Annotated in this window: 26 protein-coding genes; 10 read left to right on the top strand and 16 right to left on the bottom strand. The window is 64.0% G+C overall.

Annotated features, from left to right (window positions below; genetic code table 11):
- Window positions 1–84: 84 nt before the first annotated feature.
- Both NFH97_RS19960 and NFH97_RS19955 read right to left on the bottom strand, forming a co-directional pair.
- Entirely contained in the window at window positions 85–1,464 is a 1,380-nt protein-coding gene (locus NFH97_RS19960) for a uracil-xanthine permease family protein (RefSeq protein ID WP_349625426.1), read from the bottom strand.
- A 241-nt stretch (window positions 1,465–1,705) separates the two neighbouring features.
- Entirely contained in the window at window positions 1,706–1,912 is a 207-nt protein-coding gene (locus tag NFH97_RS19955; RefSeq protein ID WP_045991489.1) for a DUF2788 domain-containing protein, read from the bottom strand.
- 152 nt (window positions 1,913–2,064) lie between these two features.
- Here NFH97_RS19955 and NFH97_RS19950 point away from each other — a divergent pair, with 152 nt between their 5' ends.
- Both NFH97_RS19950 and NFH97_RS19945 read left to right on the top strand, forming a co-directional pair.
- Window positions 2,065–2,529, top strand: coding sequence for a flavodoxin domain-containing protein (locus NFH97_RS19950; RefSeq protein ID WP_045991488.1), 465 nt, complete (start codon window positions 2,065–2,067; stop codon window positions 2,527–2,529).
- Entirely contained in the window at window positions 2,529–2,897 is a 369-nt protein-coding gene (locus NFH97_RS19945; protein ID WP_045991487.1) for a hypothetical protein, read from the top strand. Before NFH97_RS19950 ends, NFH97_RS19945 begins: the two co-directional genes overlap by 1 nt.
- A gap of 82 nt (window positions 2,898–2,979) precedes the next feature.
- Here the strand turns inward: NFH97_RS19945 and ppnN are convergent, their stop codons facing one another.
- A complete protein-coding gene (gene ppnN / locus NFH97_RS19940; protein ID WP_108447897.1) occupies window positions 2,980–4,353 on the bottom strand; it encodes a nucleotide 5'-monophosphate nucleosidase PpnN in 1,374 nt (457 codons plus the stop codon).
- A gap of 26 nt (window positions 4,354–4,379) precedes the next feature.
- Window positions 4,380–4,670, bottom strand: a complete 291-nt coding sequence (locus NFH97_RS19935) for a YfcL family protein (RefSeq protein WP_222516845.1) — start codon at window positions 4,668–4,670, stop codon at window positions 4,380–4,382.
- Window positions 4,671–4,911: 241 nt separating this feature from the next.
- Here NFH97_RS19935 and NFH97_RS19930 point away from each other — a divergent pair, with 241 nt between their 5' ends.
- Complete coding sequence (locus NFH97_RS19930) at window positions 4,912–5,829, top strand: LysR family transcriptional regulator (protein ID WP_045991484.1); 918 nt, start codon at window positions 4,912–4,914, stop codon at window positions 5,827–5,829.
- Between the two features lie 80 nt (window positions 5,830–5,909).
- Here the strand turns inward: NFH97_RS19930 and gcvP are convergent, their stop codons facing one another.
- Together gcvP and gcvH are read right to left on the bottom strand one after the other, a co-directional pair.
- Window positions 5,910–8,804, bottom strand: a complete 2,895-nt coding sequence (gcvP, locus tag NFH97_RS19925) for an aminomethyl-transferring glycine dehydrogenase (protein ID WP_349625425.1) — start codon at window positions 8,802–8,804, stop codon at window positions 5,910–5,912.
- A 146-nt stretch (window positions 8,805–8,950) separates the two neighbouring features.
- Window positions 8,951–9,343: a glycine cleavage system protein GcvH gene (gcvH, locus tag NFH97_RS19920; protein WP_045991479.1), complete on the bottom strand. Its 393-nt coding sequence runs from the start codon at window positions 9,341–9,343 to the stop codon at window positions 8,951–8,953.
- Window positions 9,344–9,907: 564 nt separating this feature from the next.
- On the opposite strand from gcvH, the gene NFH97_RS19915 reads away from it, so the two are divergent.
- Both NFH97_RS19915 and gcvT read left to right on the top strand, forming a co-directional pair.
- Window positions 9,908–11,299 carry an alanine/glycine:cation symporter family protein gene (locus NFH97_RS19915; RefSeq protein ID WP_045991478.1) on the top strand — a complete coding sequence of 464 codons (1,392 nt, stop codon included), beginning with the start codon at window positions 9,908–9,910 and terminating at the stop codon, window positions 11,297–11,299.
- Window positions 11,300–11,382: 83 nt separating this feature from the next.
- The gene (gene gcvT / locus NFH97_RS19910; RefSeq protein WP_045991477.1) at window positions 11,383–12,492 is read left to right on the top strand and encodes a glycine cleavage system aminomethyltransferase GcvT; all 1,110 of its coding nucleotides are present in this window, start codon (window positions 11,383–11,385) and stop codon (window positions 12,490–12,492) included.
- Window positions 12,493–12,643: 151 nt separating this feature from the next.
- On the opposite strand, the gene NFH97_RS19905 is transcribed toward gcvT, so the two are convergent.
- The 6 genes from NFH97_RS19905 to NFH97_RS19880 form a co-directional block, all read right to left on the bottom strand.
- Entirely contained in the window at window positions 12,644–13,276 is a 633-nt protein-coding gene (locus tag NFH97_RS19905; protein ID WP_349625424.1) for an alpha-ketoglutarate-dependent dioxygenase AlkB family protein, read from the bottom strand.
- Window positions 13,277–13,423: 147 nt separating this feature from the next.
- A complete protein-coding gene (locus NFH97_RS19900; RefSeq protein ID WP_181248681.1) occupies window positions 13,424–13,996 on the bottom strand; it encodes a phosphatase PAP2 family protein in 573 nt (190 codons plus the stop codon).
- A 124-nt stretch (window positions 13,997–14,120) separates the two neighbouring features.
- The gene (locus tag NFH97_RS19895) at window positions 14,121–15,281 is read right to left on the bottom strand and encodes a glycosyltransferase family 4 protein (RefSeq protein WP_045991475.1); all 1,161 of its coding nucleotides are present in this window, start codon (window positions 15,279–15,281) and stop codon (window positions 14,121–14,123) included.
- 163 nt (window positions 15,282–15,444) lie between these two features.
- Entirely contained in the window at window positions 15,445–16,380 is a 936-nt protein-coding gene (locus NFH97_RS19890; RefSeq protein WP_349625423.1) for a LysM peptidoglycan-binding domain-containing protein, read from the bottom strand.
- Window positions 16,323–17,198 carry a 1-acylglycerol-3-phosphate O-acyltransferase, YihG family gene (yihG, locus tag NFH97_RS19885; protein WP_045991474.1) on the bottom strand — a complete coding sequence of 292 codons (876 nt, stop codon included), beginning with the start codon at window positions 17,196–17,198 and terminating at the stop codon, window positions 16,323–16,325. The genes NFH97_RS19890 and yihG overlap by 58 nt, the downstream gene beginning before the upstream one ends.
- A 130-nt stretch (window positions 17,199–17,328) precedes the next feature.
- Complete coding sequence (locus tag NFH97_RS19880) at window positions 17,329–18,231, bottom strand: LysR family transcriptional regulator (protein WP_045991473.1); 903 nt, start codon at window positions 18,229–18,231, stop codon at window positions 17,329–17,331.
- A 182-nt stretch (window positions 18,232–18,413) separates the two neighbouring features.
- On the opposite strand from NFH97_RS19880, the gene NFH97_RS19875 reads away from it, so the two are divergent.
- The 3 genes from NFH97_RS19875 (at window position 18,414) to NFH97_RS19865 (ending at window position 21,481) form a co-directional block, all read left to right on the top strand.
- Window positions 18,414–19,115: a CoA transferase subunit A gene (locus tag NFH97_RS19875; RefSeq protein ID WP_045991472.1), complete on the top strand. Its 702-nt coding sequence runs from the start codon at window positions 18,414–18,416 to the stop codon at window positions 19,113–19,115.
- A gap of 57 nt (window positions 19,116–19,172) precedes the next feature.
- Window positions 19,173–19,832, top strand: coding sequence for a CoA transferase subunit B (locus tag NFH97_RS19870; protein WP_045991471.1), 660 nt, complete (start codon window positions 19,173–19,175; stop codon window positions 19,830–19,832).
- A 356-nt stretch (window positions 19,833–20,188) separates the two neighbouring features.
- Window positions 20,189–21,481 carry an MFS transporter gene (locus tag NFH97_RS19865; RefSeq protein WP_045991470.1) on the top strand — a complete coding sequence of 431 codons (1,293 nt, stop codon included), beginning with the start codon at window positions 20,189–20,191 and terminating at the stop codon, window positions 21,479–21,481.
- A 9-nt stretch (window positions 21,482–21,490) separates the two neighbouring features.
- Here NFH97_RS19865 and NFH97_RS19860 read toward each other — a convergent pair whose 3' ends face one another.
- From NFH97_RS19860 to NFH97_RS19850, 3 genes are all read right to left on the bottom strand, one after another.
- Window positions 21,491–22,249: a VOC family protein gene (locus tag NFH97_RS19860; RefSeq protein WP_108133580.1), complete on the bottom strand. Its 759-nt coding sequence runs from the start codon at window positions 22,247–22,249 to the stop codon at window positions 21,491–21,493.
- A 237-nt stretch (window positions 22,250–22,486) separates the two neighbouring features.
- Window positions 22,487–22,750, bottom strand: coding sequence for a GrxA family glutaredoxin (locus tag NFH97_RS19855; protein WP_045991468.1), 264 nt, complete (start codon window positions 22,748–22,750; stop codon window positions 22,487–22,489).
- Between the two features lie 187 nt (window positions 22,751–22,937).
- Complete coding sequence (locus NFH97_RS19850; RefSeq protein ID WP_108133581.1) at window positions 22,938–23,768, bottom strand: inositol monophosphatase family protein; 831 nt, start codon at window positions 23,766–23,768, stop codon at window positions 22,938–22,940.
- 121 nt (window positions 23,769–23,889) lie between these two features.
- Between NFH97_RS19850 and hybE the strand changes: the two genes are divergently transcribed.
- The gene (gene hybE / locus NFH97_RS19845) at window positions 23,890–24,309 is read left to right on the top strand and encodes a [NiFe]-hydrogenase assembly chaperone HybE (protein ID WP_349625422.1); all 420 of its coding nucleotides are present in this window, start codon (window positions 23,890–23,892) and stop codon (window positions 24,307–24,309) included.
- A gap of 142 nt (window positions 24,310–24,451) precedes the next feature.
- The gene (locus NFH97_RS19840) at window positions 24,452–25,219 is read left to right on the top strand and encodes a 3-hydroxybutyrate dehydrogenase (protein WP_375038409.1); all 768 of its coding nucleotides are present in this window, start codon (window positions 24,452–24,454) and stop codon (window positions 25,217–25,219) included.
- A gap of 347 nt (window positions 25,220–25,566) precedes the next feature.
- Here the strand turns inward: NFH97_RS19840 and NFH97_RS19835 are convergent, their stop codons facing one another.
- Entirely contained in the window at window positions 25,567–26,106 is a 540-nt protein-coding gene (locus tag NFH97_RS19835; protein WP_045991464.1) for a response regulator transcription factor, read from the bottom strand.
- Between the last annotated feature and the right edge of the window lie 10 nt (window positions 26,107–26,116).

The following is a 26,116-nucleotide window of genomic DNA, read 5'->3' as shown; positions in this document are numbered from 1 at the left end:
TTTTTTGTGGCGGGGCTGGAGTGGAGCCTTGCAGCAGAGCCTTTGCAGCCGTTGCTGATATCAAGGTCAGCGGCGCACCGGGCGTCAGCCTTCCTCGGTGCTCTGGCGATCGAGATTCGTCTGTCGGGCTTCTTCCTCCCTTTCCTGGGCCTCCTGGGCCAGTGTCTTGCGCGGCAACAGCAGGTTCAACAGGAAGGCGCTGATCGCGGCGATCACGATGGGTGCACCTGTGACCACGTCCTTGACCGTTTCCGGGAACTGCTCGATCGCCGACGGCACCGAGGTGATGCCCAGGCTGAGGGCCAGCGACAGCCCGACGATGGTCATGTTGCGGGCGGTCATCTCGTCCTTGATCAATAGCTGGATACCGGTCACCGTGATCATCCCGAACACGGTGATGGTGGCGCCACCGATGACCGGATAGGGGATGGTCGTCATCAGCGCGCCGAACTTGGGGCTGAGGCCGGCCAGCAGCACGATGACACCCCCCAGCATGAAGACGCTTCGACTGATGACCTTGGTGATCGCCACGATGCCGACGTTCTGGCTGTAGGTGGAGGTCGGCAGGGCACCGAAGAAGGTGCTCAGGGTGGTCGTTAGGCCATTGCCGAGCAGGCCGCCGGTGAGTTCCTTTGTCGCCAGTTCCCGGTTCATCCCCGCCACGCTGGTCGCGGAGAGATCGCCAATCGTCTGGACCGAATTGATCACGCAGATCACCACCATGGAAATGATGGCCGCAGAGTGAAACTCCATCTCGAACGGCATCAACTCCGGCACCGCCAGCCATGGGGCGTTGTTCACCGGGGAAAAGTCGATCATGCCCAGCGGTATGGCGACCAGATAGCCCACCAGCATGCCGATGATGATGGCCGACAGCTTGACCACGCCGCGCCCGAACTGGGACGCCACCAGGACGGTGACCAGCGTCAGAACGCCCAGGCCCCAGTTGACGAGGTCACCGAAGCCTTCGGCGTTGACGTTGCCACTGCCAGCCATGTAGCGGATGGCGATGTCGTACAGCGACAGTCCGATCACCAGCACCACGGTGCCCGCCACCACCGGGGGAAAGAGGTGGCGGATGAACTGGATGAAGTAGCCCACCACCATCATGGTGATGCCACCGATCAATTGGGCGCCCAGGATGCCCTCGATGCCGTACTGGGCGCCGACGGCGATCAGCGTTGGCACATAGGCGAAGCCGACACCGAAGATGGCCGGCAGGCGGGCGCCGAACTTCCAGACGCCGTAGAGGTGGAAGAGGGTGCAGACGCCGGAGGCAAGCACCGCTACCTGAATCAGCTGGAGCTTTTCCGCCGGGGTGGCGCCGACCACGCCGGCGACGATAAGCGGCGGCGTGATGACGCCGGCGATCATCGCCAGCACATGTTGAAGCGAGATGGGCAGCGCCCGGGCTATGCCGGGCCGGCCGTGGAAGTCGAACAGTGTCGTGGGGGGTGTCTGCATGATCCTGGCCATTGTGGTTGTTGTCAGGGCGTCTCTAGTCACTGAATACACTATGCAGCGCTAGTGTATTCAATGTAGGACGACAAACTGTATACAACAATGGTTCGATACCTGATATCGGCGGTACGAACAAAACGGCAGAATCGGTAAGACAACGACGCCATGGACAATGGCGATGTCGACCTGGAGGCCGAGGCTCTGGTGGAAGAGTCGACGAGTGCAAGTGTCTCCAGGAGCGGTGCTAGACCCCCTTGCCTTCCAGATACCAGGTAATGACGACCTTTGCCACGTAGCCCAGCATGCCGGCGCCAAGCACGATGAACAGCATCAGGGTGCCGAAGCGGCCAGCCTTGGACTGCTTCGCCAGGTCCCAGATGATAAAGCACATGAACAGGATCAGGCCGCCGATCATGATGGGGGTGATCCAGGCCTCGAAGGTCTCGCGCATGGGGCTCTCGCTTGTGTGGTGGCGGTGGGCGGGGGAGTGTGAACTGGCCTGCCATGGTATCCGGTCCAGACACGGCTTGCAGCGCCCGAGGGATGCGCAGGCGCCAGCCTACGTGCTAGAATCCGACCAAAATTCTCAGGTAATTCCATCACATGCCTACTCTCAAGATACTGGTTGGCACCATGTACGGTGGTGCTCTCGACGTAGCCGAACAGGTCAAGCCGTTATTCGAGGACGCGGGCTACGAGGTTTCGGTGCTCGAAAACCCGACCCTGGCCGACGTCACAGACGATGCACCCGATCTGGCGCTGTTCTGCGTGTCTACCACCGGCAGCGGTGACTTCCCGGGTAATTTCGTCAGCTTCGTGCGCGAGTTGCAGGACAAGAGTCCCGGCCTTGGGCAACTTCGCTATGGCCTGATCGCCCTGGGCGACAGCTCCTACGGAGAAACCTTCTGCGGCGCCGGGCGCCGCCTGGACCAGCTGCTCGAGGAGCAGGGCGCAACACGCCTCGACGACCGGCTCGAGATCGACGCCATGGAGACCTTCATGGCCGATGACGAGGCGCTGCCCTGGGTCGAGGGCTGGATTGCCCGTCAGAACCTGAAGGTGGCCTGATGGCCAGGGCGATCGCGAGCCCCGCTCGCCTGAGCCTGATGGTCGGCCTGATGCTGGTGCTTGCGCTGACTCTGCCGCGCTACCAGATGGCCGGTCTCGATACCCGCGAGACGCTGGGCTATATCGTGCTCGGCGTACTGGCCCTGGCCAGCCTGTTTCAGTGGCGGTTGCTCGATGGCGCGGGACGCTCGCGCTTTCTACGCATGCTGTTCACCCTGTTGGGCTGCATGGTCGTGGGCCTGGTGGTAATGGCGATCTACAGCACCCTGGTCGATGGCATGGCGCTTGGTCTGGCGGTGCTTTCCCAGGGGGCGACCGCGGGGCTGTTGCTGCACGCCGTGGTGCTGGTGTTCTCGAAGCGGGATTGATTGAAGGTCTCAATGCACATCGCCCCGAGCCTTGCGGCTCGGGGCGATGTGTTTATGGTGCTGCGGATACGGATAAGGGCGATCAGGCGACAGCGCCGCCCAGGGTATAGCAGGGGACATAGTCACCCGCGAGTTTCATGCGACCCTGGGCGACGAAGGACGTCAGCAGGGCGTCGAGCTTCTCCATCAGGTCGGCCTCGGCGTGCAGGCGGAAGGGGCCGTGGGCCTCGATGGCGCGAATGCCCTGTTCCTTGACGTTGCCGGCGACGATGCCGGAAAAGGCGCGGCGCAGATTGGCGGCCAGTTCGTGCTTGGGCAGTTCACGGTTCAGCGCCAGCGACGCCATGGCTTCGTGGGTCGGCACGAAGGGCTCCTGGAAGTTACGCGCGATGGTCAGGCGCCAGTTGTAGTAGAAGGCGTCCTGGCGGGCGCGACGATACTCGGTGACCTTGTCGATGTTGGCGCGCATGGTGCGGGCCACCTCGGTCGGGTCATCGATGATGATCTGATAGAGCTCGCGCACCGACTCGCCGAGGGTGTAGACCAGGAATTCGTCGATTCGCTGGAAGTACTCGGCGGCGCTGGCGGGGCCGGTGAACACCACCGGAAACTCCATGTCGGCGTTGTCCGGGTGCAGCAGGATGCCGAGCAGGTAGAGGATTTCCTCGGCGGTGCCGACCCCGCCGGGGAAGACGATGATACCGTGGCCCAGGCGCACGAAGGCTTCCAGGCGCTTCTCGATATCCGGCATTACCACCAGTTCGTTGACGATGGGATTCGGTGCCTCGGCGGCGATGATGCCGGGCTCCGACACCCCCAGGTAACGGCCGGGGTAGCGGCGCTGCTTGGCGTGGGCGACGTTGGCGCCTTTCATCGGTCCCTTCATGGCGCCGGGGCCGCAGCCGGTGCAGATGTCGAGATCGCGAAGCCCCAGGTGGTAGCCCACGTCCTTGGTGTACTCGTACTCCTCGCGGGAGATCGAGTGGCCACCCCAGCACACCACGAGGCTGGGATCCCGGCTAGGCTTGAGCGTGCCGGCCTTGCGCAGGATGTGGAACACCGCGTTGGTGGTGCCCTCGCCGGTGGCCAGGTCGAAGCGCGACTGGTTCTGGATCTCGTTGTAGACGTAGACGATGTCGCGCAACACGCTGGAGATATGTTCGCGGATGCCGCGAATCATGCGGCCGTCGACGAAGGCCTCGGCGGGGGCATCGGTCAGCTTCAGACGTACCCCGCGGTCCTGCTGCAAAAGCTCGATATCGAAGTTGGGGTATGTCTCCAGCAGGGCCAGGCCGTCATCCATGGGGTTGCCGGAATTGAGCACCGCCAGCGTACAGCGGCGCAGCATCTCGTGCAGGCCGGTCTGGGAGCTGTCGCGCAGACGATTGACCTCGTGCTGGGACAGAATCTCGAGGCTGCCCTCGGGGGAGATCGTGGTGGAAATGGTCTCTGGCATACAAGGCTTCCTTGTCTGGGCGGGTGTCAGGGCGCAGGGGCCTTGGCACACGCCTGATTGAAGAGGGCGCGCACGGCGCTCTGATCCGCGTCGCTCATGCCGTCCTGGGCAAAGGCGCCGTCCAGCCATTCATGGAAGACGGCGTCGAAATCGTCACTGGTGACTTCGCTCGGGTCGTAGTCCAGCTGGTCCACCACCAGGGGGATCTGGGGAATCAGATAGCCCAGCGGAAACAGCTCCTCGGCGCTGGCGTCACGCTCCATGTCGATCAGGGCATCATGGATGGCGTCGGCACGGGCGGCGATGGGGTCATGCATGGTGGTGAACTCTTGGTCGGAGGTGGTGTGAAATGAACGCTCTATCATGGCTCGATGCTACCACGGCCGGGCGTCAGGGCGCACCGCTGCGGGCTTCGTGCCGAAGTGGTAGACTATGCCGACCCAAGGAAAGGGCCTCGTGCACTGCGTGGGCATTTCCTCAATTGGCCTTGGTTTGCAGCAGCCATGACCTGGCTTGTCGCTGGCCTGCAAACCGGACGGATCACCCTGGCGTCACTCCATGTTCAATGCCCTGTACTTCCGCACCTTCATCACCCTGGTAGAGACCGGCAGCTTCACCCGTACCGCCCAGCGTCTCGAGATGACCCAGCCGGGGGTGAGCCAGCACGTGCGCAAGCTCGAGCGTTATCTGGACAAGACCCTGCTGGAGCGCCAGGGGCGCCGCTTCCGGCTGACCGAGGCCGGCCGCCGAGCTTACGACTACGCGGTAAAGCTGTTTTCCGAGCATGAACAGTTTCGTCACTCTCTGGACGACGAGAGTCTCGACAGCGGCGAGTGTCGGTTGGCGTCACCCGGCAGCATCGGGCTCATGCTCTATCCGTTTATCCTGGGCCAGCAGCAGCGGCATCCAGGGCTGACCGTATCCTATTGCTTCGCCTTCCATCAGGAGATCCTGGCCGACGTGCTGGCCGGTCGGCACGATCTCGGCATCGTCACCGAGGTCACCCGTCACCCGGATCTCGAGTGTGAGGCGTGGCACGACGAACCCTTGAGCCTGGTAGTACCGGCGGACTTTACCGGCACCAGCCTCAATGACCTGCTGGGGCTTGGCTTCATCAGCTATACCGATGGTCTGGACAAGGCCGGTAGCCTGCTGCGAGCCAATTTTCCCGACGACTTCAGCTCCATGAGCCACTTCCCGCGCCAGGGCTTCACCAACGAGGTGGGCATGGTGCTCGACGCCGTGGCCCGTGGCCTCGGCTTCAGCGTGGTCTCGCGCCTGGTGCTCGAGACCTCGCCCTGGCAACGTCAGGTGCGCGAGATGACCCTGACCCACCCCATGGACGAGACGCTCTACCTCGTCAGTCGACGCGGGGCGCGGGTCCCCAGTCGCTACCACCACCTGCTCGAGGCCTTTCGCGAGCAGCGTCACCTGGAGCGCTTCGGCCACCCCGAGGGTCGCCAGGCCGAGGGTTGAGGCGTCAGTCCTTCCTGCACACATGCGATAAACGACAGAACCCCGCCGTGGCGGGGTTCTGTGCTTTGCCTGCGACGGGATCAGTCGCGGTATTCGTCGATGCTCGGGCAGGAGCAGATCAGCTGACGATCGCCCAGCACGTTGTCGACCCGGTTGACCGCCGGCCAGTACTTGGCACCCTTGACCGCCTCGGAGGGGAAGGCGCCGATCTCGCGGGAGTAGCCCCGGTTCCAGTCCGCGTCCATCAGGTCGGCCATGGTGTGCGGGGCCTTCACCAGAGGGTTGTCCTCCAGGCTCCACTCGCCGCTCTCGACCCGGGCGATCTCCTCGCGGATGCCGATCATGGCGTCACAGAAGCGGTCCAGCTCATAGAGTGACTCCGACTCGGTGGGCTCGATCATCAGGGTGCCGGCCACCGGGAAGGACATGGTGGGGGCGTGGAAGCCGTAGTCCATCAGGCGCTTGGCGATGTCTTCCTCGCTGATGCCGGAAGCCGCCTTGAGCGGACGGATGTCGATGATGCACTCGTGGGCCACGGTGCCGTTCTGGCCCTTGTAGAGCACCGGATAGTGCGCTTCCAGGCGAGTGGCGATGTAGTTGGCGCCGAGGATGGCAAGCTCGGTGGCCTCGCGCAGGCCGCGTGCTCCCATCATCTTGATGTAGGCCCAGGAGATCGGCAGGATCGAGGCCGAGCCGAAGGCCGCCGCGGACACCGCGCCGGAGTCCTCTTCGACACCGTCGATCGGGGTCACGCTGTGGTTGGCCACGTGGGGCGCCAGGTGCGCCTTGACACCGATCGGGCCCATGCCGGGGCCACCACCGCCGTGGGGGATACAGAAGGTCTTGTGCAGGTTGAGGTGGCTGACGTCGCCGCCGAAGTCACCCGGACGTGCCACGCCGACCTGAGCATTCATGTTGGCGCCGTCGATATACACCTGGCCACCGTTGGCGTGGACGATGTCGCAGGCCTCGCGCACGCCTTCCTCGAACACCCCGTGGGTGGACGGGTAGGTGAGCATGATCGCGGACAGCGCCTGTGAGTGCTGCTCGGCCTTGGCCTTGAGGTCGGCCAGGTCGATGTTGCCATCCTCGTCGCACTCCACCACCACCACGCGCATGCTGCACATGGCAGCAGAGGCCGGGTTGGTACCGTGGGCGGAGCTGGGAATCAGGCAGACGTCACGGTGGCCCTCGCCCTGGGCCGCCTGGTAGCGACGGATCGCCAGCAGACCGGCGTATTCGCCCTGGGCGCCGGAGTTGGGCTGCATCGAGATGTGGTCGTAGCCGGTGATCTCCACCAGGAAGGCCGCCAGTTCGTCGATCATCTGGCGATAGCCGGCGACCTGATCCTTCGGCGCGAAGGGATGGATGCGGGCGAACTCCGGCCAGGTGATCGGCATCATCTCGGTGGTGGCGTTGAGCTTCATGGTGCAGGAGCCCAGCGGAATCATCGCGTGGGCCAGCGACAGGTCCTTGTTCTCCAGGCGCTTGAGGTAGCGCAGCATCTCGGTTTCGCTGCGATAGCGCTGGAAGGTCGGGTGCTCAAGGAAGTCGCTCTCGCGTCGGCAGGCGGCGGGAATGCCGCTGGCCTGGGACTCGAGGATGCCGTCGTCGAGTTCGCGCACGCCAAGGCCGTGCTCCTCGCCCAGCAGCACGTCGAACAGCGCGTCCAGATCGTGGGCGGTGGTGGTCTCGTCGAGGCTGACACCCACGTCGCCGTTGTCGAAGTAGCGCAGGTTGATCTCGTGGGTCATGGCTCGACCGTGGATCTTGCCGCGATCGACCCCGGTCAGACGCAGGGTGTCGAAGTAGCTGTCGTTGGCCAGGCTGACGCCTTTCTGGGCCAGGCCGGTGGCCAGGATGGTGGTCAGCCGATGGATGCGCCCGGCGATGGTGCGCAGGCCCTCGGCGCCGTGATACACCGCGTAGAAGCCGGCGATGTTGGCCAGCAGCGCCTGGGCGGTGCAGATGTTGGAGGTGGCCTTCTCGCGACGGATGTGCTGCTCGCGGGTCTGCATGGCCATGCGCAGGGCGGTGTTGCCGCGGGCATCCTTCGACACCCCGATGATACGGCCGGGGATCGAGCGCTTGAGCTTGTCGGTGGTGGCGAAGAAGGCAGCGTGGGGGCCACCGAAGCCCATCGGCACGCCGAAACGCTGGCTCGAGCCGACCACGATATCGGCGCCCATGGCGCCGGGCTCCTTGAGCAGTACCAGGGCCATCAGGTCGGTGGCAACGCAGGTCATCACGCCACGCTTCTTGGCCTCGGCGATCAGCGGTGCCAGGTCGTGGACGCGGCCGTCATTGCCGGGGTACTGCAGCAGTGCGCCGAAGACGTCATGGCTTGCGAGTTCTTCCGCCGGGGCGATGACGATCTCGTAGCCGAACCAGGAGGCGCGGGTCTTGAGTACGTCCAGGGTCTGGGGGAATACATCGTCGGCAACGAAGAAGGCATTGGTCTTGGCCTTCTTGTTGGAGCGTCGGCACAGCGCCATGGCCTCGGCGGCGGCGGTGGCTTCATCCAGCAGCGAGGCGTTGGCCAATTCCATCCCGGTCAGGTCCATCACCATCTGCTGGAAGTTCAGCAGGCCTTCCAGGCGGCCCTGGGAGATCTCGGGCTGATAGGGGGTGTAGGCGGTGTACCAGCCCGGGTTTTCCAGCACGTTGCGCTGAATGACCGCCGGCAGGTGGGTGTCGTAGTAGCCCTGGCCAATGTAGCTGCGGGCGACCTTGTTCTGGCGGGCCAGACGATACAGGTAGTCCAGCGCCTCGGCTTCGGCCTTGGGGGGATCCAGATCGAGCTCACGGCCCAGGCGGATGTTGGCGGGCACCGTCTTGTCGATCAAGGACTCCATGCCTTCGACACCCAGGGCCGACAGCATCTTGGCCCTGTCGTCCCCATCGGGACCATTGTGACGACGGAGAAAGGCATCGTGATCGGCCAGTTCGGCCAGGCGACGTGTATCGAAAGCCATGGAACACCTTGAGTGTGACGGACCCCGAAGATCCGGATGAATAACGGGTTGCCTCGCGTGGTGGCGGGCGCGTTGGCCGGGGCCACATGGCCCCGGCGAGGGGAGGGAGTGGCTCCCCCTGGTGGCGCGGGTCGCAGAGGCCCGGCTCAGCCTTCGGCGTCGACCACCGCCTGATAGGCGTCGGCGTCGAGCAGGTCGTCGAGGGCGCTCTGGTCGTCGAGGCGCACCTTCATGATCCAGCCATCCTCGTAAGGCGCTTCGTTGACGGTCTCCGGAGCGTCCTCGAGGGACTCGTTGACCTCGACGATCTCGCCGTCCACCGGCGCATAGAGGTCAGAGGCGGCCTTGACCGACTCGATAACGCCGAATTCGTCGCCCTTGGCGAGGCTGGTGCCGACCTCGGGCAGGTCGACGAAGACCACGTCACCCAGGGCTTCCTGAGCGTGATCGGTGATGCCGATGGTGACGGTTCCGTCGCCGTTGTCCTGAATCCATTCGTGGCTGTCGACATAGCGCAGGTTGGCGGGGATTGAGCTCATCTCGATTTCCTATACGAAAAAGGTTTTCCGGTTTCGCGCATGCTAACGCCATTCTCGGCGTTTGGCGAGTCCATGATGAGAGAAAAACGGGGTGGTCGCCGCACTCTCAAGACATAGGGTGGAACGACTCGCGGTTGGCGTCCAGTCCACGCCCGTGGCTGAAGCCACGGTGAGGTGATAGGGATGGGCGGATGGCACGTGATGGACGCGTTGGTGGCGAGACCCGGCATGATTCGACGTTGGCGACTATGCTACAGACGTCGAAGAGGCGCGGGGGCCTTCAGCGACCAAAGGGGGATTTGCCAAGACCAAACGCCTTGGCTAAGGTGGCAAAAGTTTCCAATAGGAAACACGGTTGACGTTCATGCAAACAACGGCTGGCGAAGCGGCGTTAGCGTGGACAAGCGTTGCTGGTGCCCTTGCGACAATATCCGCTATCGTAGGCGGGTCCGTGCTGTCGATTCGTCTGACATGCCTGTTATTCCGATAACAATTCACGGTAAACAGGCTTTCTGCTGGTCGACAGCGCATAACAACAAGTGCCGAGTCAAAAGGGAGACTTCCGTGGAAGCACTCAACAATATCTTCTCCGCCATCAATGGGGTGGTGTGGGGACCGATCATGCTGATCCTGTTGCTGGGGGTGGGTATCTACCTCCAGTTGGGTCTCAAGCTCATGCCCATCCGCAAGCTGGGGATGGGGTTCAAGCTGATGTGGGGCGGGCGTGACAGCAAGTCCGAAAGCAAGGATGAAGGCGAGATCTCGCCGTTCAACGCCTTGATGACGGCGCTGTCGGCGACCATCGGTACCGGTAACATCGCCGGTGTGGCCACGGCGATTGCCCTGGGTGGCCCCGGTGCGGTGTTCTGGATGTGGATCACCGCCCTGGTGGGCATGGCCACCAAGTTTGCCGAGGCGGTGCTGGCGGTGCGCTATCGCGAGACCGATGACACCGGTTTCCATATCGGTGGGCCGATGTACTACATCAAGAACGGACTCGGCCGCAAGTGGCTGTGGCTGGGCGGTGCCTTCGCCTTCTTCGGCGCCGTGGCCGCCTTCGGTATCGGTAACACCGTGCAGTCCAACTCGGTGGCCGACGCCCTCGAGTCGAGCTTCGGCATCGAGCCCTGGATTACCGGTGTGGTGATCATGGTGCTGGCCGGTGCGGTGATCCTCGGCGGCATCAAGCGTATCGCCAAGGTGGCCGGCAAGCTGGTGCCGATCATGGGTATCGCCTACATCATCGCCGGTGTCAGTGCCCTGGCGGTCAACGCCGACCAGATCGGCGGCGCCCTGAGCAACATCTTCTACTACGCCTTCAATCCCCACGCCGCCATGGGTGGCTTCGCCGGCGCAGCCGTGATGGCGGCCATCCGGTTCGGTGTCGCTCGGGGTATCTTCTCCAACGAGGCCGGTCTTGGCAGCGCGCCGATCGCCCACGCCGCGGCCCAGACCAAGAACCCGGTTCGCCAGGGGCTGATCGCCATGCTCGGTACCTTCATCGATACCATCATGGTGTGCACCATCACCGCCCTGGTGATCCTGACCGCGCCGATCTGGGAGACCGGTGAGGCCGGCGCCTCGCTGACCGCGCTGTCGTTCGACAATGCCCTGCCCAATGGCTGGGGTGAGGCCATCGTGTCGATCGCCCTGGCGATCTTCGCCTTCACCACCATCCTTGGCTGGTCCTTCTATGGCGAGAAGTGCTTCCAGTTCCTGTTCGGTACCCGCTCCATCATGATCTACCGGGTACTGTTCGTGCTGGCCATTCCGGTGGGTGCGCTGGCCCAGCTTGGCTTCATCTGGCTGATGGCCGACACCTTCAACGCCATGATGGCGATTCCCAACCTGATCGCCCTGGCGCTGCTGTCGCCGGTGGTGTTCAAGCTGACCAAGGACTACTTCGACGGCAAGGACATCCTGCCGGGCGAGGCCCTTGATCACGACAAGTCCTGAGCCTGAGCCGACCACGGGAGGTGCCCTCAGGGGCACCTCCTGTCGTTGCAAGGGTTCTTTCACGAACCACGAGACGAAACGCCATGAGTGAACTCAAGACGACACCGCTGAATGCCCTGCATCGAGAGCTGGGGGCCAAGATGGTCCCGTTCGCGGGCTATGACATGCCCGTTCAGTATCCGCTGGGGGTCAAGAAAGAGCACGAGCATACCCGCGCGGCCTGCGGCCTGTTCGACGTCTCGCACATGGCGCAGATCCTGATTCGTGGCGAGAACGCGCTGGCCGCGCTGGAGACCCTGGTGCCGGCGGATCTGGTCGGCCTGCCCGAAGGCATGCAACGCTATGGCCTGTTTACCAGCGAAGACGGCGGGATCCTCGATGACCTGATGACGGTCAACGCCGGTGACCACCTTTACCTGGTGGTCAACGCGGCCTGTCGTGATCAGGACATCGCCCATCTGCGTCGCGGGCTGCCCGACCACGAAGTCGAGGTGGTCGATCGCGGCCTGCTGGCGCTGCAGGGGCCGAAGACCGCCGATGTCATGGCGCGCCTGTGTCCGGCAGCCTGCGAGATGGTGTTCATGCAGCATGGTCGCTTCGACATCGACGGTATCCCGGTGTGGATCAGCCGCAGCGGCTATACCGGCGAGGATGGCTTCGAGATCTCGGTGCCGGCGGATCAGACCGACGCCCTGGCGCGCAAGCTGCTGGCCGAGGAAGAGGTCGAGGCCATCGGCCTGGGGGCGCGTGATTCCCTGCGCCTGGAGGCCGGGCTCTGTCTCTACGGCCACGATATCGACACCACCACCACGCCGGTGGAGGCGGGGCTGATCTGGGCCATTGGCAAGCCGCGTCGTCGTGGCGGCGAGCGCGCCGGTGGCTTCCCGGGGGCTGATCTGGTGCTGCACCAGGTCGAAGTCAAGGACCACCAGCGCAAGCGCGTCGGTCTGCTGGGCGAGGGGCGTGCCCCGGTGCGCGAAGGTGCCGAGCTCTACAGCGAGGACGATCGTCTGCTCGGGCAGGTGACCTCCGGTGGCTTTGGCCCCAGCGTCGGCAAGCCGGTGGCCATGGGCTACGTCAGCCTCGATCACGCCGAGATCGGCACCACCGTGTACGCCGAGGTGCGTGGCAAGCGTCTGCCGATGACGGTGACTCGCATGCCGGTCATCACACCGGGTTACTATCGCGGGTGATGACGCGGCTGATATCTCGATAGACAACGCGTTATACCGTTATCTTGCGTGGCGGAAAGTGCCATCGGATGAACGATCAACGGCGCCCACAGGGCGCCGTTTTTATGTCCTGGAGAAAGAGACGGCTCGGGTCTGGCGCCGGCATTGCAGGTCAGACGACAAGCCGACGAAAGGTCAGGTTGATTCGCTCGCCCGGGATCTTGCGCGGCAGCAGGGCGTGTTCGAGCTGTTCCTGGCAGCCTGGCCCCATCCATAGCAGGCTGCCGCTTTCGAGCCAGACGTTGAAGGCCTCGGACGAGCGGTCCTTCCAGCGAAAGCGCATGGGACGGGTCGCTCCCAGGCTGATGGAGGCGATGGTAGGGCAGTCGCCAAGTTCCGCTTCGTTATCGCAGTGCCAGCCCATGCGGTCCTCGCCGTTGCGATAGCGGTTGATCAGTACGCTATTGAAGGCGCTGGTCGGAGTGCTCTTGTCGACGGCTGAAAACCGTTCGAGCAGGTCATTGAGACGATCACGCAGGGCCGCCACCGACGGATGCCAGGGGCAGGGCGCGAAGTCCCTTCCGGAGTAGCGATAGGCGTGATCGCCCATCCATACCTGCTGGCGGGGAATGGGATGGCTTCGCCCGTAAAGGGTCAGTTCGGGCTGCTGCCAGTCGAGTTCCTGGCGCAGCCTATCCTGCAGGTCGCTGGCGTCGGACTCGCTTATGAGCCCGGGCAGGTAGTAAAGCGGCGGGGTCTCGACCAGGGTATGGGGTGGCGCTTCGAGTGGTGCTTCGTGTAGCAATTTGAACAGCGCTTTGGGGTCATGTGGAGGCATTCAAGCAGGATGCCAGTGAAGGCTGGCTGGCGCCACCGATCAGGAGCGGTGGCGCTTGTACTGGAGGTGCGGGCGAGCGGCGGGCGATCGGCGGTGATGCCCCCCGAGGCGGCGTCAGTGGGACGCCGCGATCAGCAGAGTGGTTGAGGAAAGCCCGAGGCTAGCCAGGGCCATGCCATAGCCGAGCGCCGCGCCGGCAAGGACGTCACTGTAGTAGTGCAGTCCCAGACCCACCCGCGAGATGGCGATCAGGCCCGCCAGGGGCAGCAGCCAGGGCAGCAGGGCGGGGCTGTGTACCGCGACCAGGGTGCAGAACATCACCGCGTGCATGGTGTGGCCGCTGGGGAAGCTGTAGCGGTCCCTGGCCGGTTCGTTGCACTGGATGCTGCCGCCAAAGGTGATGAAGGGCCGCTCTCGACACAGACGGGTCTTCAGCAGCTTGTACACCGCGATCGCCACCACGGCGGTGACGGTGTATTCGAGCATCAGGCGCAGACCGATATCGCGGCCGTGGATCGCCGGCAGCGCCAGGATCAGCGCCACCCAGATCGGCCAGTCGCCCAGCTTGCTGGAGATCTTCAAGGTGGATAGCCAGGGGCGGTGAATGCTGAGGCCGGCGGTGCGCTGGCACAGTTGCCACTCGAGCATATCCAGGCGGTCGAACATCTGTGGGATTTTAGTGGGCATGTCACATCTCCCTGGCGGTAAGTCGTCTTCTAGCGTCTTTTGTCGTCATGTGTCGTGCTAGGGCCCGCTTCCTGTGGCCTCCACGCCGCCGCTCGGGCCGGCGGCGGGGTGTTCAACGAGCGATCTAGGCCTTGGCGGGGTCCGACAGGCCGGTTCCCGACGTCAGGGCTTGGTGATGGGCGTCGAGGAAGGTCTGGGCGATGGACGGCCAGCGGTAGGCCAGGGCGCGTTCCCGGGCGGCGCGGCCCAGGCGGGCGTAGCGTGCCTGCTGCTGGCATAGCGCTGTCGCCTGTTGGCGGAATTCGGCGTTGTCACCGGCGGCGACGCTGACACCATCCTTGTCGGTGGTGATCAACTCGGCGCCGGCCGCGTGGCGGAAGGCTACCACCGCCAGGCCGCTGGCCATGGCTTCGAGAATGACGTTGCCCCAGGTCTCCGACAGCGAGGGAAAGACGAAGATGTCGGCGCTGGCGTAGTGGATCTGCATCTCGGCGGAATCGATGAAGCCGGTAAAGATGGCGTCCGGCAGGGCCTTTTCCAGCGATGCCCGCCCGGGGCCGTCGCCCACCACCACCAGGCGCATGTCGGGGCGCGCCTCGAGCATGTCGAGAAAGGTGTCGCGCAACAGCTCCAGGTTCTTCTCCGGCGCCAGTCGGCCCACGTAAAGCGCCACCGGCTGGTGCTGGCCGACCCCCCAGCTGTCGCGTAGTTGCTGACTACGCTTGGCGGGGGTGAAACGATCGCCTTCGATGCCGCGTGCCATGACGCTGACGCGCTCGAAGCCTCTTTGCGCAAGCTCCCGGGCTTGCTGATGGGTCGGTACCAGGGTCGCCGCACAGCGATTGTGAAAATGCCGCAGGCGATTGCGTACCAGTGGCGCCAGCCACGGCAGACCATAGTCCTGGCAGTAGTGATCGAAGTTGGTGTGCCAGCCGCTGACCACGGGGATGTCCAGCTTTTCTGCCGCGCGCAGGGCTGACCAGCCCAAGGGGCCTTCGGTCGCTACATAGATGGCGTCGGGACGATTGTCGCGCCATAGCCTGCGCAAACGACTGGCGGAGGCCCAGCCGATACGCACTTCCTTGTAGCGCGGCATCGACATGCCGCGTACGCGAAGTTCGTGGGCCATCCCGGTGGCGGGCTCGGTGGAGCCGTCGACGGGGGCCGGCCGGACCAGCTGCAGCGTCACGCCAAGAGCACGCAGTTCCTGGCTGATGCGCCCCAGCGTATGGGCGACCCCATTGATATCAGGAGACCAGGTTTCGCTGACCAGACAGATGCGCATGGAATTCCTCGTACCGGTCGGGCCCCGTATGGCCCGCTCCCGAGACAGAGTGATGCTCCAGCATGACATCTCCAGGTCAGCGATATGAACAGGCTGTTACGGTGTCGACGGGGCCGGGCGACGGACAAGCGGTCTGTGCTTGCGTCGACTCGGCCCGCAGCGCTCAGCGAAGGACGGTGTCCGGGTCGATGGGCTTGCCGCCATGGCGCATGTCGAACAGCAGATCGTGGCGGCCGGTCGAGGCATGCTTGCCGACCACGCATAGTGGGGTGCCGCGGCTGACCTGTTCTCCCTGCTTGACCAGCAGGTCGTCACATAGCGCGTAGACACTCTGCAGGTTGTCGGCGTGGTGCACGATCACCACCTGGCCCAGTTGGCGCATGCCGTCGGCAAACCGCACCTGGCCATCGGCAACGGCCTTGGCCCGGGCGCCCTCGTCGGTGGCCAGCAGCATCGGCTGCAGGCTGCCGCGGCTGTCCTTGCCGTAACGGCGAACCACCCGGTAGTCGTCCAGCGGCCAGGGCCAGCCACGAGCGTTTGAGGCGACCGGACCGGGATCCGGCAACGAAGCGGAGCGAGAGGGGCTGGACGTGCCTGAGCTGCTGGACGATGAGCGGCTGGCGACCGATCGGCTGGCCAGCGGCACCTGGATCACCTGGCCGACCTTGAGGTCGGTGGCGCGGACGCCAGGGTTGGCACTCTGGATGCGCTGAGCGGTGGTGCCGAAGCGCCTGGCAACGGCGCTATAGGTGTCGCCGGGGCGGATCTGATAGCGATAGGGGCCGCCGGACGGCGCCCGCTCCTGATGAGAGGGCACCAGCAGGCGCTGACCCACGGCCAGGTGGCGGGCGTCGACACCCGGATTGAAGCGTTGCAGTCGCAATAGCGGTACGCCGGCGCGGCGGGCGATGGAGCCGAGGGTATCGCCGCGCTGCACGCTGATCCAGTCGCCGGCAATGCTGCTGCCGGCGACGCTGGCGCTGCGTTGCGATGACGCCGGCGATGCCCCCTGACCGGCGCAGCCGGCCAGCAGCAGGGCGATCACCAGCGGTGCGAGTCGAGTGAGGCGTCCTTGTTCTGCCACAGGGCGTTGAGCCATGAGTGGAAGCGTTCCTTGTAGTGCGGGTCGTCGTGATAGCGCCCCTCCAGCATCCACGGCGCCACGTCGAGGCGGCGTGCATCAAGGCGAATGGCCTTCTCCTGGCCGCACAGAAAGCGCCAGAAGCTGGGTTGGCTCGACTGGTAGTCGATGGTGAGGTCGATGATGGCGTCGAGACGATCGCCAAGCAGGTTCAGTACCTGGGCGATGCCGCCGGCCTTGGGGCGCAACAGATGGCGAAAGGGGCTTTGCCTGGCCTCGCGCTTGGCCGGGGTGAAACGGGTCCCTTCGACAAAGTTGATGATGGCAATGGGGACGTCGCGGGCACGCTTGCACATGCGCTCGGTGGCCTTGCGATCGCGTTCGGCCAGGCGTGGGTTGGCGGCCAGGCGCTCCTTGCTGTAGCGGCGCATGAAGGGAAACTCCAGTGCCCACCAGGCCATGCCTACTACCGGGATCCAGATGAGCTGCTGCTTGAGAAAGAAGCGTGGCATCGGGATCTTGCGATGAAACGCCATCATCAGCAGGAAGATGTCGGTCCAGCTCCGATGGTTGGACAGCACCAGATACCAGGCGTCCGGGCTCAGTCCCTCGGGCACCGACATGCGAAGGTCGGGCTTGATCCAGTGACGCATCCACCACAGGTTGAAACCGATCCAGTTGAGGGCGATGGCGTTGAGCCCGGCCAGCACGCGCCGCTGCCAGCGTCGCCCGGGGGTGACCACCTTGAGCAGGGTCAGGATCACCAACGGGATGGTCCAGAATAGCGTGTTGCCAACCAGCAGCAGAACGCTGATCAGGCCCTTGAGGGTCGACATTCCTTGGATAACCTCGCAACAGCAGATAGAGCGGGTGTCGCCTGGCCGTGACAGTGGGCGAGGCAGGCCCGCCAATCCTAATGGATCCGGTGCCGGCTGCCCAGTGCGAGGGTCCACGGCCATGTCGGCGTCATGCTTCTGAGAGGGTCGGTGTCTCGATATTGTCGACCAGTACCTGAAGCATGGCGCGGGCGGCCACCGACAGCTCATGGGGATTCCAGGTGACCACCCCCACGGCGCGCTCGATGACGGGATCCTTGAGCGGGCGGCAGACCGCGCCGGCCTCCTGCATCTGACGCAGGCACAGCGAGGGCACCGCGCTGACGCCCAGGCCATTGGCCACCATGCGTCCGACGCTGGCGAGCTGATGGGTCTCGAAGGCTACCTTGAGAGCCCCGTGTCGGGCACCGAGCTGCTGTTCCAGCAGGCGGCGTACCATGGAGGGCCGCTGCAGCGCCACGAAGTCCCAGCTCATCAGGCTTTCCCAGTCGAGGCTTGAATGCTGTACCAGAGGCGAGCGTGGGGGCAGCACGGCCACGAAGCGGTCGTGAAACAGCGGAGTGAAGTGTAGGCTGCCGGTGGCCTCCGGCTCGAAGGCGATGCCCATCTCCACCTGGCGCTGGCGCACCATGTCGATCACCTGCTCGTTGACCACGTCATGCACGGTGACGTTGATGCGCGGGTGCTGGCGGTGAAACACCCCCAGCGCCGGGGCCAGCAGATTGCCGGCAAAGGCCGGCATGGCGGCCAGGGAGAGCCGTCCAAGTTGCAGGGTGAAGCGTTGGCGCAGGGCGTCCTCGGTGTTGTCCCATTCCACCAGCAAGCGCTTGGCCAGCGGCACCAGGGACTCACCTTCGGGGGTCAGGCGGACGCTTCGGGTCGTGCGGATCAGCAGTCTACCGCCTAGGCTGTCCTCGAGACCCTTGATCGCCAGGCTCAGCGCCGGCTGGGAGAGGTGGAGCTGTTCACAGGCCTGGGTGAAGCTCAGGGTTCTGGCCACCGCCAGAAAGGCACGCAGTTGCTTGACGGTCACGACATGCTACCAAGGTCAAATTTATTTAAAGATATAAATAATCAATAAAGAAAACAAACTTAACAAATATATGGGGGCGAGCAACACTGCCTTCAGTGCTACCTTGAGGCAGGGCGGGGCACCGGAACGGTGCCGGTTCGCCACCTCTCCTTTCACTTTCATCGACAGACGAGGCGCCCCACATGGCCGGATTCGACAAGCGCGTGTATTCCTATGAAGAGGCGATGGACGGCATCGAGAGCGGTATGACGGTGCTGGCCGGAGGCTTCGGTCTCTGCGGCATTCCGGAGAACCTGATCGCCGAGATCAAGCGTCGCGGGGTCAAGGACCTCACGGTGGTCTCCAACAACTGTGGCGTCGATGGCTTTGGCCTCGGGGTGCTGCTGGAGGACCGTCAGATCAGCAAGATTCTGGCCTCCTACGTGGGCGAGAACGCCCTGTTCGAGCGTCAGATGCTCGACGGCGAGATCGATGTGCAGCTGACCCCGCAGGGGACCCTGGCCGAAAAGATGCGCGCCGGTGGTGCAGGTATTCCCGCCTTCTACACGGCGACCGGCTATGGCACCCCCATCGGTGAGGGCAAGGAAGTGCGCGAGTTCAACGGTCGCCACTATATCCTCGAAGAGGCCATCGTCGGTGACTTCGCCATCGTCAAGGGCTGGAAGGCCGATCGCTACGGCAATGTGGTCTATCGCAAGACCGCCCAGAACTTCAATCCCATGGTCGCCACCGCCGGCAAGATCACGGTGGTCGAGGTCGAAGAGATCGTCGAGCCGGGCGAGCTGGATCCGGCCGAGATCCACACGCCCGGTATCTACGTCGACCGCCTGATCCAGGGCACCTTCGAGAAGCGTATCGAGAAGCGCACCGTACACCAGGGCTGATCAGGCGCATCGCCCTGACGCAACGACTTCTCCAAAGAACAGCAAAGAGGCATCAAGATGGCACTCACTCGTGAACAGATGGCGCAGCGTGTCGCGCGCGAACTCGAAGACGGCTTCTACGTGAACCTGGGCATCGGCATTCCGACCCTGGTGGCAAACTATATTCCGGAAGGCATGGACGTGATGCTGCAGTCCGAGAACGGTCTGCTCGGCATGGGGCGTTACCCCACCGAGGAAGAGGTCGATCCGGACATGATCAACGCAGGCAAGCAGACCGTCACCGCGCGTCCGGGGTCGGCGATCTTTTCCTCGGCGGAGTCCTTCGCGATGATTCGCGGCGGTCACGTCGACCTGACGGTGCTGGGCGCCTTCGAGGTTGACCAGAACGGCAACATCGCTTCCTGGATGATCCCGGGCAAGCTGATCAAGGGCATGGGCGGAGCCATGGACCTGGTGGCGGGTGCCGAAAACATCATCTGCACCATGACCCATGCCTCCAAGGACGGCACTTCCAAGCTGCTGGAGTCCTGCAGCCTGCCGCTGACCGGTGCCGGCTGCATCAATCGTGTGCTGACTGATCTGGCCTATCTGGAGATCGATAACGGCGCCTTTATCCTCAAGGAGCGGGCACCGGGCGTCAGTGTCGAGGAGATCAAGGAAAAGACCGCCGGCAAGCTGATCGTGCCGGATGACGTCCCGGAAATGGTCTTCGACTGACCAAAACGCCCTTTGACCAGCGTCACCCTTGCCGAGCCAGCATGTTCTGCTGGCTGATACCTTGAGCGAGAACAAGGTTTTGGCACCCTCGCAGCGGCCCGGCTTACGCCGGGCCGCTGGCGTTTGCGAGACCCTGTCGCGGTTGCCGAATTTATGACCATCTTGAGTCCGGTGCCGCAGTGATCGGGCTTTTGGACGGTTCAAACGCCTTGATGCACAGCTTTATCCACAGAATCTGTGGATGAACCTCGTGGGAGGGATGGAGAGTCTAGCCCTGGCAGGTACAATGCGGCGCCCATGTCACTGGTCGAGACGGGCTCTCGGCCGGCCATTCGCCATCGCCACGGAGGTCTGTGTTGCGCGCACTCCCTGCCACTCTCCCGGTTCTGTTCCTGTGTGAGATCAGCTTCCTGCTGGGTCACGGTCTGATCATGACCCTGCTCGGGGTCCGCATGTCGCTGGAGGGCTTCCCCTCCCAGATGGCGGGGCTTCTGATGTCGAGCTTCTCGCTGGGGTTCGTGGCCGGAAGCTACTGGCTCGAGAAGCGCATTCGCAGCGTCGGCCATATTCGCGTGTTCGCCGCCTGTGCGGCGTCGCTGGCGGTTACCGCCATGCTTCATGGACTGTGGATCAATCCCTGGGCCTGGCTGGTCTGGCGGCTGATCGGGGGTGGTGCCACGGCGGGCCTGTTGATGGTCATGGAGTCCTGGGTGTCGGGGGAGTCCAGCAACGATAATCGCGGTCGCGTTCTGGGCTGGTACATGGTGATTTCGACCACCTCGCTGGCCGGCGGCCAGTGGATGCTCAATCTGGCCGACCCGGGCGGCCCGGTACTGTTCTCGGTGGTGGGGATGCTGTTTGCGCTGTCGCTGGTCCCGTTGTCGATTCATCGTATCCAGGGGCCCAGTCGTCACCACGATGTGACGCCGCGCAAGATTCGTCTGTCGACCCTGTATCGGCGGGCGCCGGTGGGCCTGGTCGGTGCCTTTACCGGCGGCCTGATGGTGCAGGCGTTCTTCGCCATGACTCCGTACTACGGTCAGGAAATCGGCCTGACCACCGCCCAGACCGCCAAGTTCATGGCGGTTACCACCCTGGTGGCGCTGGTCGCCCAGTGGGGGCTGGGACGGGTTTCGGATCGTCTCGACCGGCGTCGCGTCATTCTGTGGATGGCGATCGTGATGACCGTCACCGGTGCTCTGATCTCGGCGGCGGCCGGTGCCAGCTTCTGGCTGCTGCTGGCGATCGCCTGCGGCCACACTGCCATGCTGCACACCCTGTATTCGCTCAGTCTGGCCCATACCAATGACTGGCTCGAACCCGAGGAGGTGGTCGCTGCCAATGCCAAGCTGATGATCTGGTACGGCATCGGCTCGGTCATCGGGCCTTTCAGTGCCTCGCTGGTGATGCAGGCGGCGGGTCCCGACGGACTATGGCTGTTTCTCGGCATGGCGGCCTTTGCCCTGGCCATGTTCGTGATGGTCAGGCTCCACGGTGAGCGGGGCAAGTCGGTCGAGCAGGAGCCCTTCGTCGCTCAGCCGGTGATGGAGACTCCGCACTTCGCCGAGATCGATCCCCGCTATGAGCCCCAGCAGCTTGAGCTGGACCTGGAGGGTGAAGAAGAGCACACAGCCGACGCCGTCGGCTGACGCCCGGCGTCAGGTGATTTCGCAGCGGCTGTGGGGTGGCAGCATCACGTCGGCGGTACGTTGCTGGCCCGCACTGGCCTGTTTTTCCAGCAGCAGCAGGCCGCCGAGCTGCACCCGATGTTCATCTCCCAGGGCGAACGCCAGACGCCGAGAACAGGTCGGGTAGAAGCGGTGTTCGACCATCGCCGACAGCGGGAGCGCCAGATCCTCGTTCTGTCCGGCGTGCAGGCCATGTTGCTGGAGTGCCTGGTCCAGCTCGACCAGGCTTCTGTCGAGTCTGCGGCAATCGAAGGCGACGTGATGCACCCGGGGGCCCATGACCGCCAGCCAGCCGGCCAGTGGATGGGCGCGATGAAGCTGCTGGTAGCTGTCCCAGTCAGGCATCGACCAGGGGCGGTTGGCGCCAAGCAATGGGGTTCGTTCTGCGTTGCCGGTGGCGACCAGCTTCAGCAGAGTATCGCGAGGCTGGCGCGACAGACGGGTGGTCTGCAGCTCGACGATGTTCAGTCTCGGCCCTTCTTCACGGCCGGCAAACAGGCAGGCGAGCAGGCCTCGGTCGGGAAGGGCGTAGCGATATAGAGGGCGGTAGCCGTGCTGTTCAAGATCCGGCAACAGGGAGGCCAGGCTCCAGGGGGACTGGCTCACGGTGACCAGCGTGAAGCACTCGACCGGCGCATCCACCGGCCACAGGCGCAGCGCACCGATGTCAGGGTGCTGATGGACGTAGTCCAGCCACAATTGCTGAACGAAGCGCTGCTGCTCTGTCATTGCCGATCCTTGCCTGCCAGGAAGCCTGTTCTGTGAGTATAGGCAGGAAGGAGGGACGATCTTTCAACGACGGGCGAACGTTCAACGGTTTCGGCGGCCAGACGGGTGAGGGCAAGCTCTGTTGGCCAGGATGGGCAGGGCAGGTGGCATGACCAGGCGCACGTTTCGTGGGGTCTTCAGCAAAAAAACGGGAAGCCCGTGTGGGCTTCCCGTCTTGTTACCGGCTGTGCCGTCGGTTCAGGCAGGCATCAGCTCATTGTCGCGAACGTACTGGTCGAATTCGGTGAAGCCGCCCACGTGGGTCTGGTCGACGAAGATCTGCGGCACGGTGGTGACCGGCTTGCCGATGGTCTTTTCCATATCGGCCTTGGTGATGCCTTCTTCGTGAATGTCCACGTAGCGGTAGCCCTCGATGCGCCCGGCGTCGCTCAGGGAGTTGGCGAGCTCCTTGGCGCGTACGCAGAAGGGGCAGCCGGGGCGACCGAAGATGACAACAATCATGAAAGCTCCTCGCATCGTTGATGCAGTGGGTAGTGTTGAATCAGCGACCTGTCCGGCACCATGCTGCGGGACGGTCAATGAGTAAGTGGATGGCGCGCATTGTGACGGATTGCGTCGCGGAAGGCCAATAGCGTTGCTGAATGCCGTCCGATCGAACACGGCTATCGACATGGCGAAAAGTCGACGCTCAACCGATACCGATATCGCGCAATTCCCCTGCGTCGGCCTGGCGCAGCAGCTCTCCGAGCTCGTCGAAGATCGCTGGAGCGCTGACCAGCAGGTTCTCGCCGTAAAGGTCCTCGGGCAGGCCCTCCGGGCAGGGATACAGGTGCCCGGTGCGGGCGCCGGCCTCTCGGGCGATCAGCCAGCCTGCGGCGAAATCCCAGGGAGAGACGGTTTCGTAGTAGGCGTCCAGGCGACCACAGGCGACATCGCACAGGTCCAGGGCGGCGGCGCCGTTGCGACGCACATCGCGACAGTGGTGAAGCACCGCGCCAAGGCGACGCATCAGAGGCAGACGGCTGTCACGCCGGTATGGAAAGCCGGTACCGACCAGGCTCTGCTCGAGGGACTCGCTCTGGCTTGCGCTGATCGACTGTCCATTGCGCCAGGCCCCCTTGTCGCGTATTGCGGTGAAGGTCTCGCCGAGGAAGGGGGCATGGACCACGCCCAATTGGGTGACGCCATCCTTGACGTAGGCGATGGACACCGCCACATGGAAAAGCCCGTGGGCGAAATTGACGGTACCATCGATGGGATCGACCACCCACAGGGCGCCATCTTGTTCCACGGCATCCTTGTCGGGGGCCAGCTCCTCACTGAGGCGGTCCTCGCCGGGGAAGGCCGATTCCAGGCGTTCGGTGATCATGGTGTCCACCGCCACGTCGGTATCGGTGACCAGCTCCTGGCCTTCCTTGAAGTGATGCTTGAGGTCGTCACCTTCGCGGGCATCGCGGATCATCTTGCCAGCCGCCGTGGCGATGTCGATGGTGGCTTCCAGACGTTCCTCGAGGGTCATGGGCGACTCCTTGCAGGGGGAGGGATTTTGGCTGAAGTCTAACATTCCCGTTCGGCGCGTGCCTGTGGGTGTCGAGGGCAGTAACGGGGAATCAAGGGTTCAACAGTGACAGGAAGGTGTGATGTCTGCGCTATCGATGGAGCAGTACCGGCGGCTGGAACGTCTTGCCAGGGAATTCAGTGATCGTCACCTGCGAGCGCTCAAGGCGCGTCCGGAGTTTCACCCCCGGCTTGCGGTGGATGCCTTGTGTTTTGCGCCCTGTCCTGGCCGGCCTGGATGGCTGGTTGGCGCCTGGCTGACGCCCTGCGACCTGTCGCTGGCGCTGGTGCGGGAATCCGCCGAGGCCTGCGATACGGGCACGGCCGGGCCTCAGGTGCTGGAGCTGCCAAGGGGGGAATTCGAGCTGGAGCCGGAAATCATGGCCGGGGACATATTGTGGCGCTGCCTGCTATTGAACGACCTTGGCGATGTCGACGACATGGGCGAGGCCTGTCGCCTGGCACAGCGGCTGATGGACAAGGTGATGACGGCCCCCGAGTGAGCGATCGAGACCTTTGTCCGGCTGGCGCTGCAATGCAGCACTGGCATATGCTGGGATGCTGATGTAGGCATTGGCAGGCATCGTCATCAGCGACGCCACCCGTTCGACGGGTGATGTGTTCCAGACCCAGAGGAGAGCAATAGTGAGCGATCATTCCACTCCCAGAGTTGCCCTGGTGACAGGCACCAGCAGCGGCATCGGTGCGGCGGTCGTCGCCCATCTGCGTGCTCAGGGGCATCAAGTCCTGGCGGTCGACTTCAACCCGGCCGGACGGGAGGTGGCCGAGGCCGAGGGTGCGGTCTTCCACGAGGCCGATCTCACCCAGGCCGAGGCCTGTCGCGGCGCCGTCGATGAAGCCCTGAGGCGCTTCGGGCGGCTGGATATTCTGGTCAACAACGCCGGCATCCAGCACGTCGCTCCCATCGAGGAGTTCCCCCAGGAAAAATGGCGTCAGATCATCGATCTGATGCTGACCGCGCCCTTCCTGCTGACCCAGGCGGCCTGGCCGTCAATGCGCGAGAATGGTTGGGGGCGCATCGTCAATATCGCCTCGGTCCATGCCCAGGTGGCCTCGCCCGGCAAGGCCGCCTACATCAGCGCCAAGCATGGCATGATCGGACTGACCAAGACCGCTGCGCTGGAAGGCGGCGCCCAGGGCATCACCGCCAACGCCCTGTGTCCGGCCTACGTCAAGACGCCACTGGTGGACAATCAGATCGCCGACCAGGCCAGACTCCATGGGATGGAGGAGCAGGAGGTGATCGAACAGATCATGCTCAAGAATGCCGCCGTTAAGCGCTTGATCGACCCCTCCGAGGTGGCGAGCCTGGTCGGGTATCTTGCCTCGGATGCGGCCGGTGCAGTCACCGGCGCCAGCTGGAATATCGATCTGGGCTGGACCGCCCAGTAAAGCACGCTGTTGCAGAGCCTCCGTTGCAGACCTTTCTGTTTCAGACCCTCTGTTGCAGACCCCCTGGCGCTTGGCCCTTCGTGTTGAGAGCCTGGGGGTAAAATGCACGGGCGCAAAGACCTCTGATCTAGAGACGCCTGACGCAATGAAGGACGGTAGGGAAGGCCGGTAGAGAGAAGGACGGAGAGACACCCGACGTCGGGCATGCACTAGCGTGCTGAGCTCAAACAAGAGACGCAGCCCTTGGGCTGCGTCTCTTTTGTATCGGGTGTCCGCTGTATCGGGCGTCTGCTTTAGCGCGGGGCTACTGTCTCGAGAGCTATCACCAGCGGCGTACGATGGTTTCATCAACGCCGGACTGGCCGCTTCTGCAGCTTGCGCTGCAGGGTGCGACGGTGCATGCCGAGCGCCCTGGCGGTGGCCGAGATGTTGCCGTCGTGTTCCTGCAGCACCTTCTGGATATGCTCCCAGGTCAGGCGGTTGATCGACGGGGGATTGTCCGCCACCTCGGTCTCGGGATTGCCCTCACGCTGTTCCAGGGCGCTGAGTACCTCGTCGGCGTCCACTGGCTTGCACAGGTAGTTGACCGCGCCGAGCTTGATCGCCTCCACCGCCGTGGCGATGCTGGAGTAGCCGGTCAGCACCACGATGCGGCAGTCGGGAACCACCTCCAGCAGTTCGGGCAACAGCTTCAACCCCGAGTCCTGGTCGAGCTTGAGGTCCAGGGTGGCGACCTCAGGCTGGTGGCGACGCGCCAGTTCCAGCGCCTGGGTGGCGTCATGGGCCACCTCGACCTCGTGGCCGCGGCGCTGCATGGCGCGTTCGAGTACGTGGCAAAAGACCTCATCGTCATCGATGATCAGTAGCCGGTGTGCGGTGTCTTGCATGATGTCCTCG

Source organism: Halomonas sp. SCS19 (assembly GCF_040147015.1).
GTDB lineage: Bacteria > Pseudomonadota > Gammaproteobacteria > Pseudomonadales > Halomonadaceae > Halomonas > Halomonas litopenaei.
The sequence above is the reverse complement of the archived record's forward strand: the minus strand, read 5'-3'. Positions and strand labels throughout refer to the sequence as shown.

Coding starts and splice junctions, on each gene's coding strand:
- NFH97_RS19960 (WP_349625426.1), bottom strand. CDS start 1,464: ATGCAGACACCCCCCACGACACTGTTCGACTTCCACGGCCGGCCCGGC.
- NFH97_RS19955 (WP_045991489.1), bottom strand. CDS start 1,912: ATGCGCGAGACCTTCGAGGCCTGGATCACCCCCATCATGATCGGCGGC.
- NFH97_RS19950 (WP_045991488.1), top strand. CDS start 2,065: ATGCCTACTCTCAAGATACTGGTTGGCACCATGTACGGTGGTGCTCTC.
- NFH97_RS19945 (WP_045991487.1), top strand. CDS start 2,529: ATGGCCAGGGCGATCGCGAGCCCCGCTCGCCTGAGCCTGATGGTCGGC.
- ppnN (WP_108447897.1), bottom strand. CDS start 4,353: ATGCCAGAGACCATTTCCACCACGATCTCCCCCGAGGGCAGCCTCGAG.
- NFH97_RS19935 (WP_222516845.1), bottom strand. CDS start 4,670: ATGCATGACCCCATCGCCGCCCGTGCCGACGCCATCCATGATGCCCTG.
- NFH97_RS19930 (WP_045991484.1), top strand. CDS start 4,912: ATGTTCAATGCCCTGTACTTCCGCACCTTCATCACCCTGGTAGAGACC.
- gcvP (WP_349625425.1), bottom strand. CDS start 8,804: ATGGCTTTCGATACACGTCGCCTGGCCGAACTGGCCGATCACGATGCC.
- gcvH (WP_045991479.1), bottom strand. CDS start 9,343: ATGAGCTCAATCCCCGCCAACCTGCGCTATGTCGACAGCCACGAATGG.
- gcvT (WP_045991477.1), top strand. CDS start 11,383: ATGAGTGAACTCAAGACGACACCGCTGAATGCCCTGCATCGAGAGCTG.
- NFH97_RS19900 (WP_181248681.1), bottom strand. CDS start 13,996: ATGCCCACTAAAATCCCACAGATGTTCGACCGCCTGGATATGCTCGAG.
- NFH97_RS19895 (WP_045991475.1), bottom strand. CDS start 15,281: ATGCGCATCTGTCTGGTCAGCGAAACCTGGTCTCCTGATATCAATGGG.
- NFH97_RS19890 (WP_349625423.1), bottom strand. CDS start 16,380: ATGGCTCAACGCCCTGTGGCAGAACAAGGACGCCTCACTCGACTCGCA.
- yihG (WP_045991474.1), bottom strand. CDS start 17,198: ATGTCGACCCTCAAGGGCCTGATCAGCGTTCTGCTGCTGGTTGGCAAC.
- NFH97_RS19875 (WP_045991472.1), top strand. CDS start 18,414: ATGGCCGGATTCGACAAGCGCGTGTATTCCTATGAAGAGGCGATGGAC.
- NFH97_RS19870 (WP_045991471.1), top strand. CDS start 19,173: ATGGCACTCACTCGTGAACAGATGGCGCAGCGTGTCGCGCGCGAACTC.
- NFH97_RS19860 (WP_108133580.1), bottom strand. CDS start 22,249: ATGACAGAGCAGCAGCGCTTCGTTCAGCAATTGTGGCTGGACTACGTC.
- NFH97_RS19855 (WP_045991468.1), bottom strand. CDS start 22,750: ATGATTGTTGTCATCTTCGGTCGCCCCGGCTGCCCCTTCTGCGTACGC.
- NFH97_RS19850 (WP_108133581.1), bottom strand. CDS start 23,768: ATGACCCTCGAGGAACGTCTGGAAGCCACCATCGACATCGCCACGGCG.
- hybE (WP_349625422.1), top strand. CDS start 23,890: ATGTCTGCGCTATCGATGGAGCAGTACCGGCGGCTGGAACGTCTTGCC.
- NFH97_RS19835 (WP_045991464.1), bottom strand. CDS start 26,106: ATGCAAGACACCGCACACCGGCTACTGATCATCGATGACGATGAGGTC.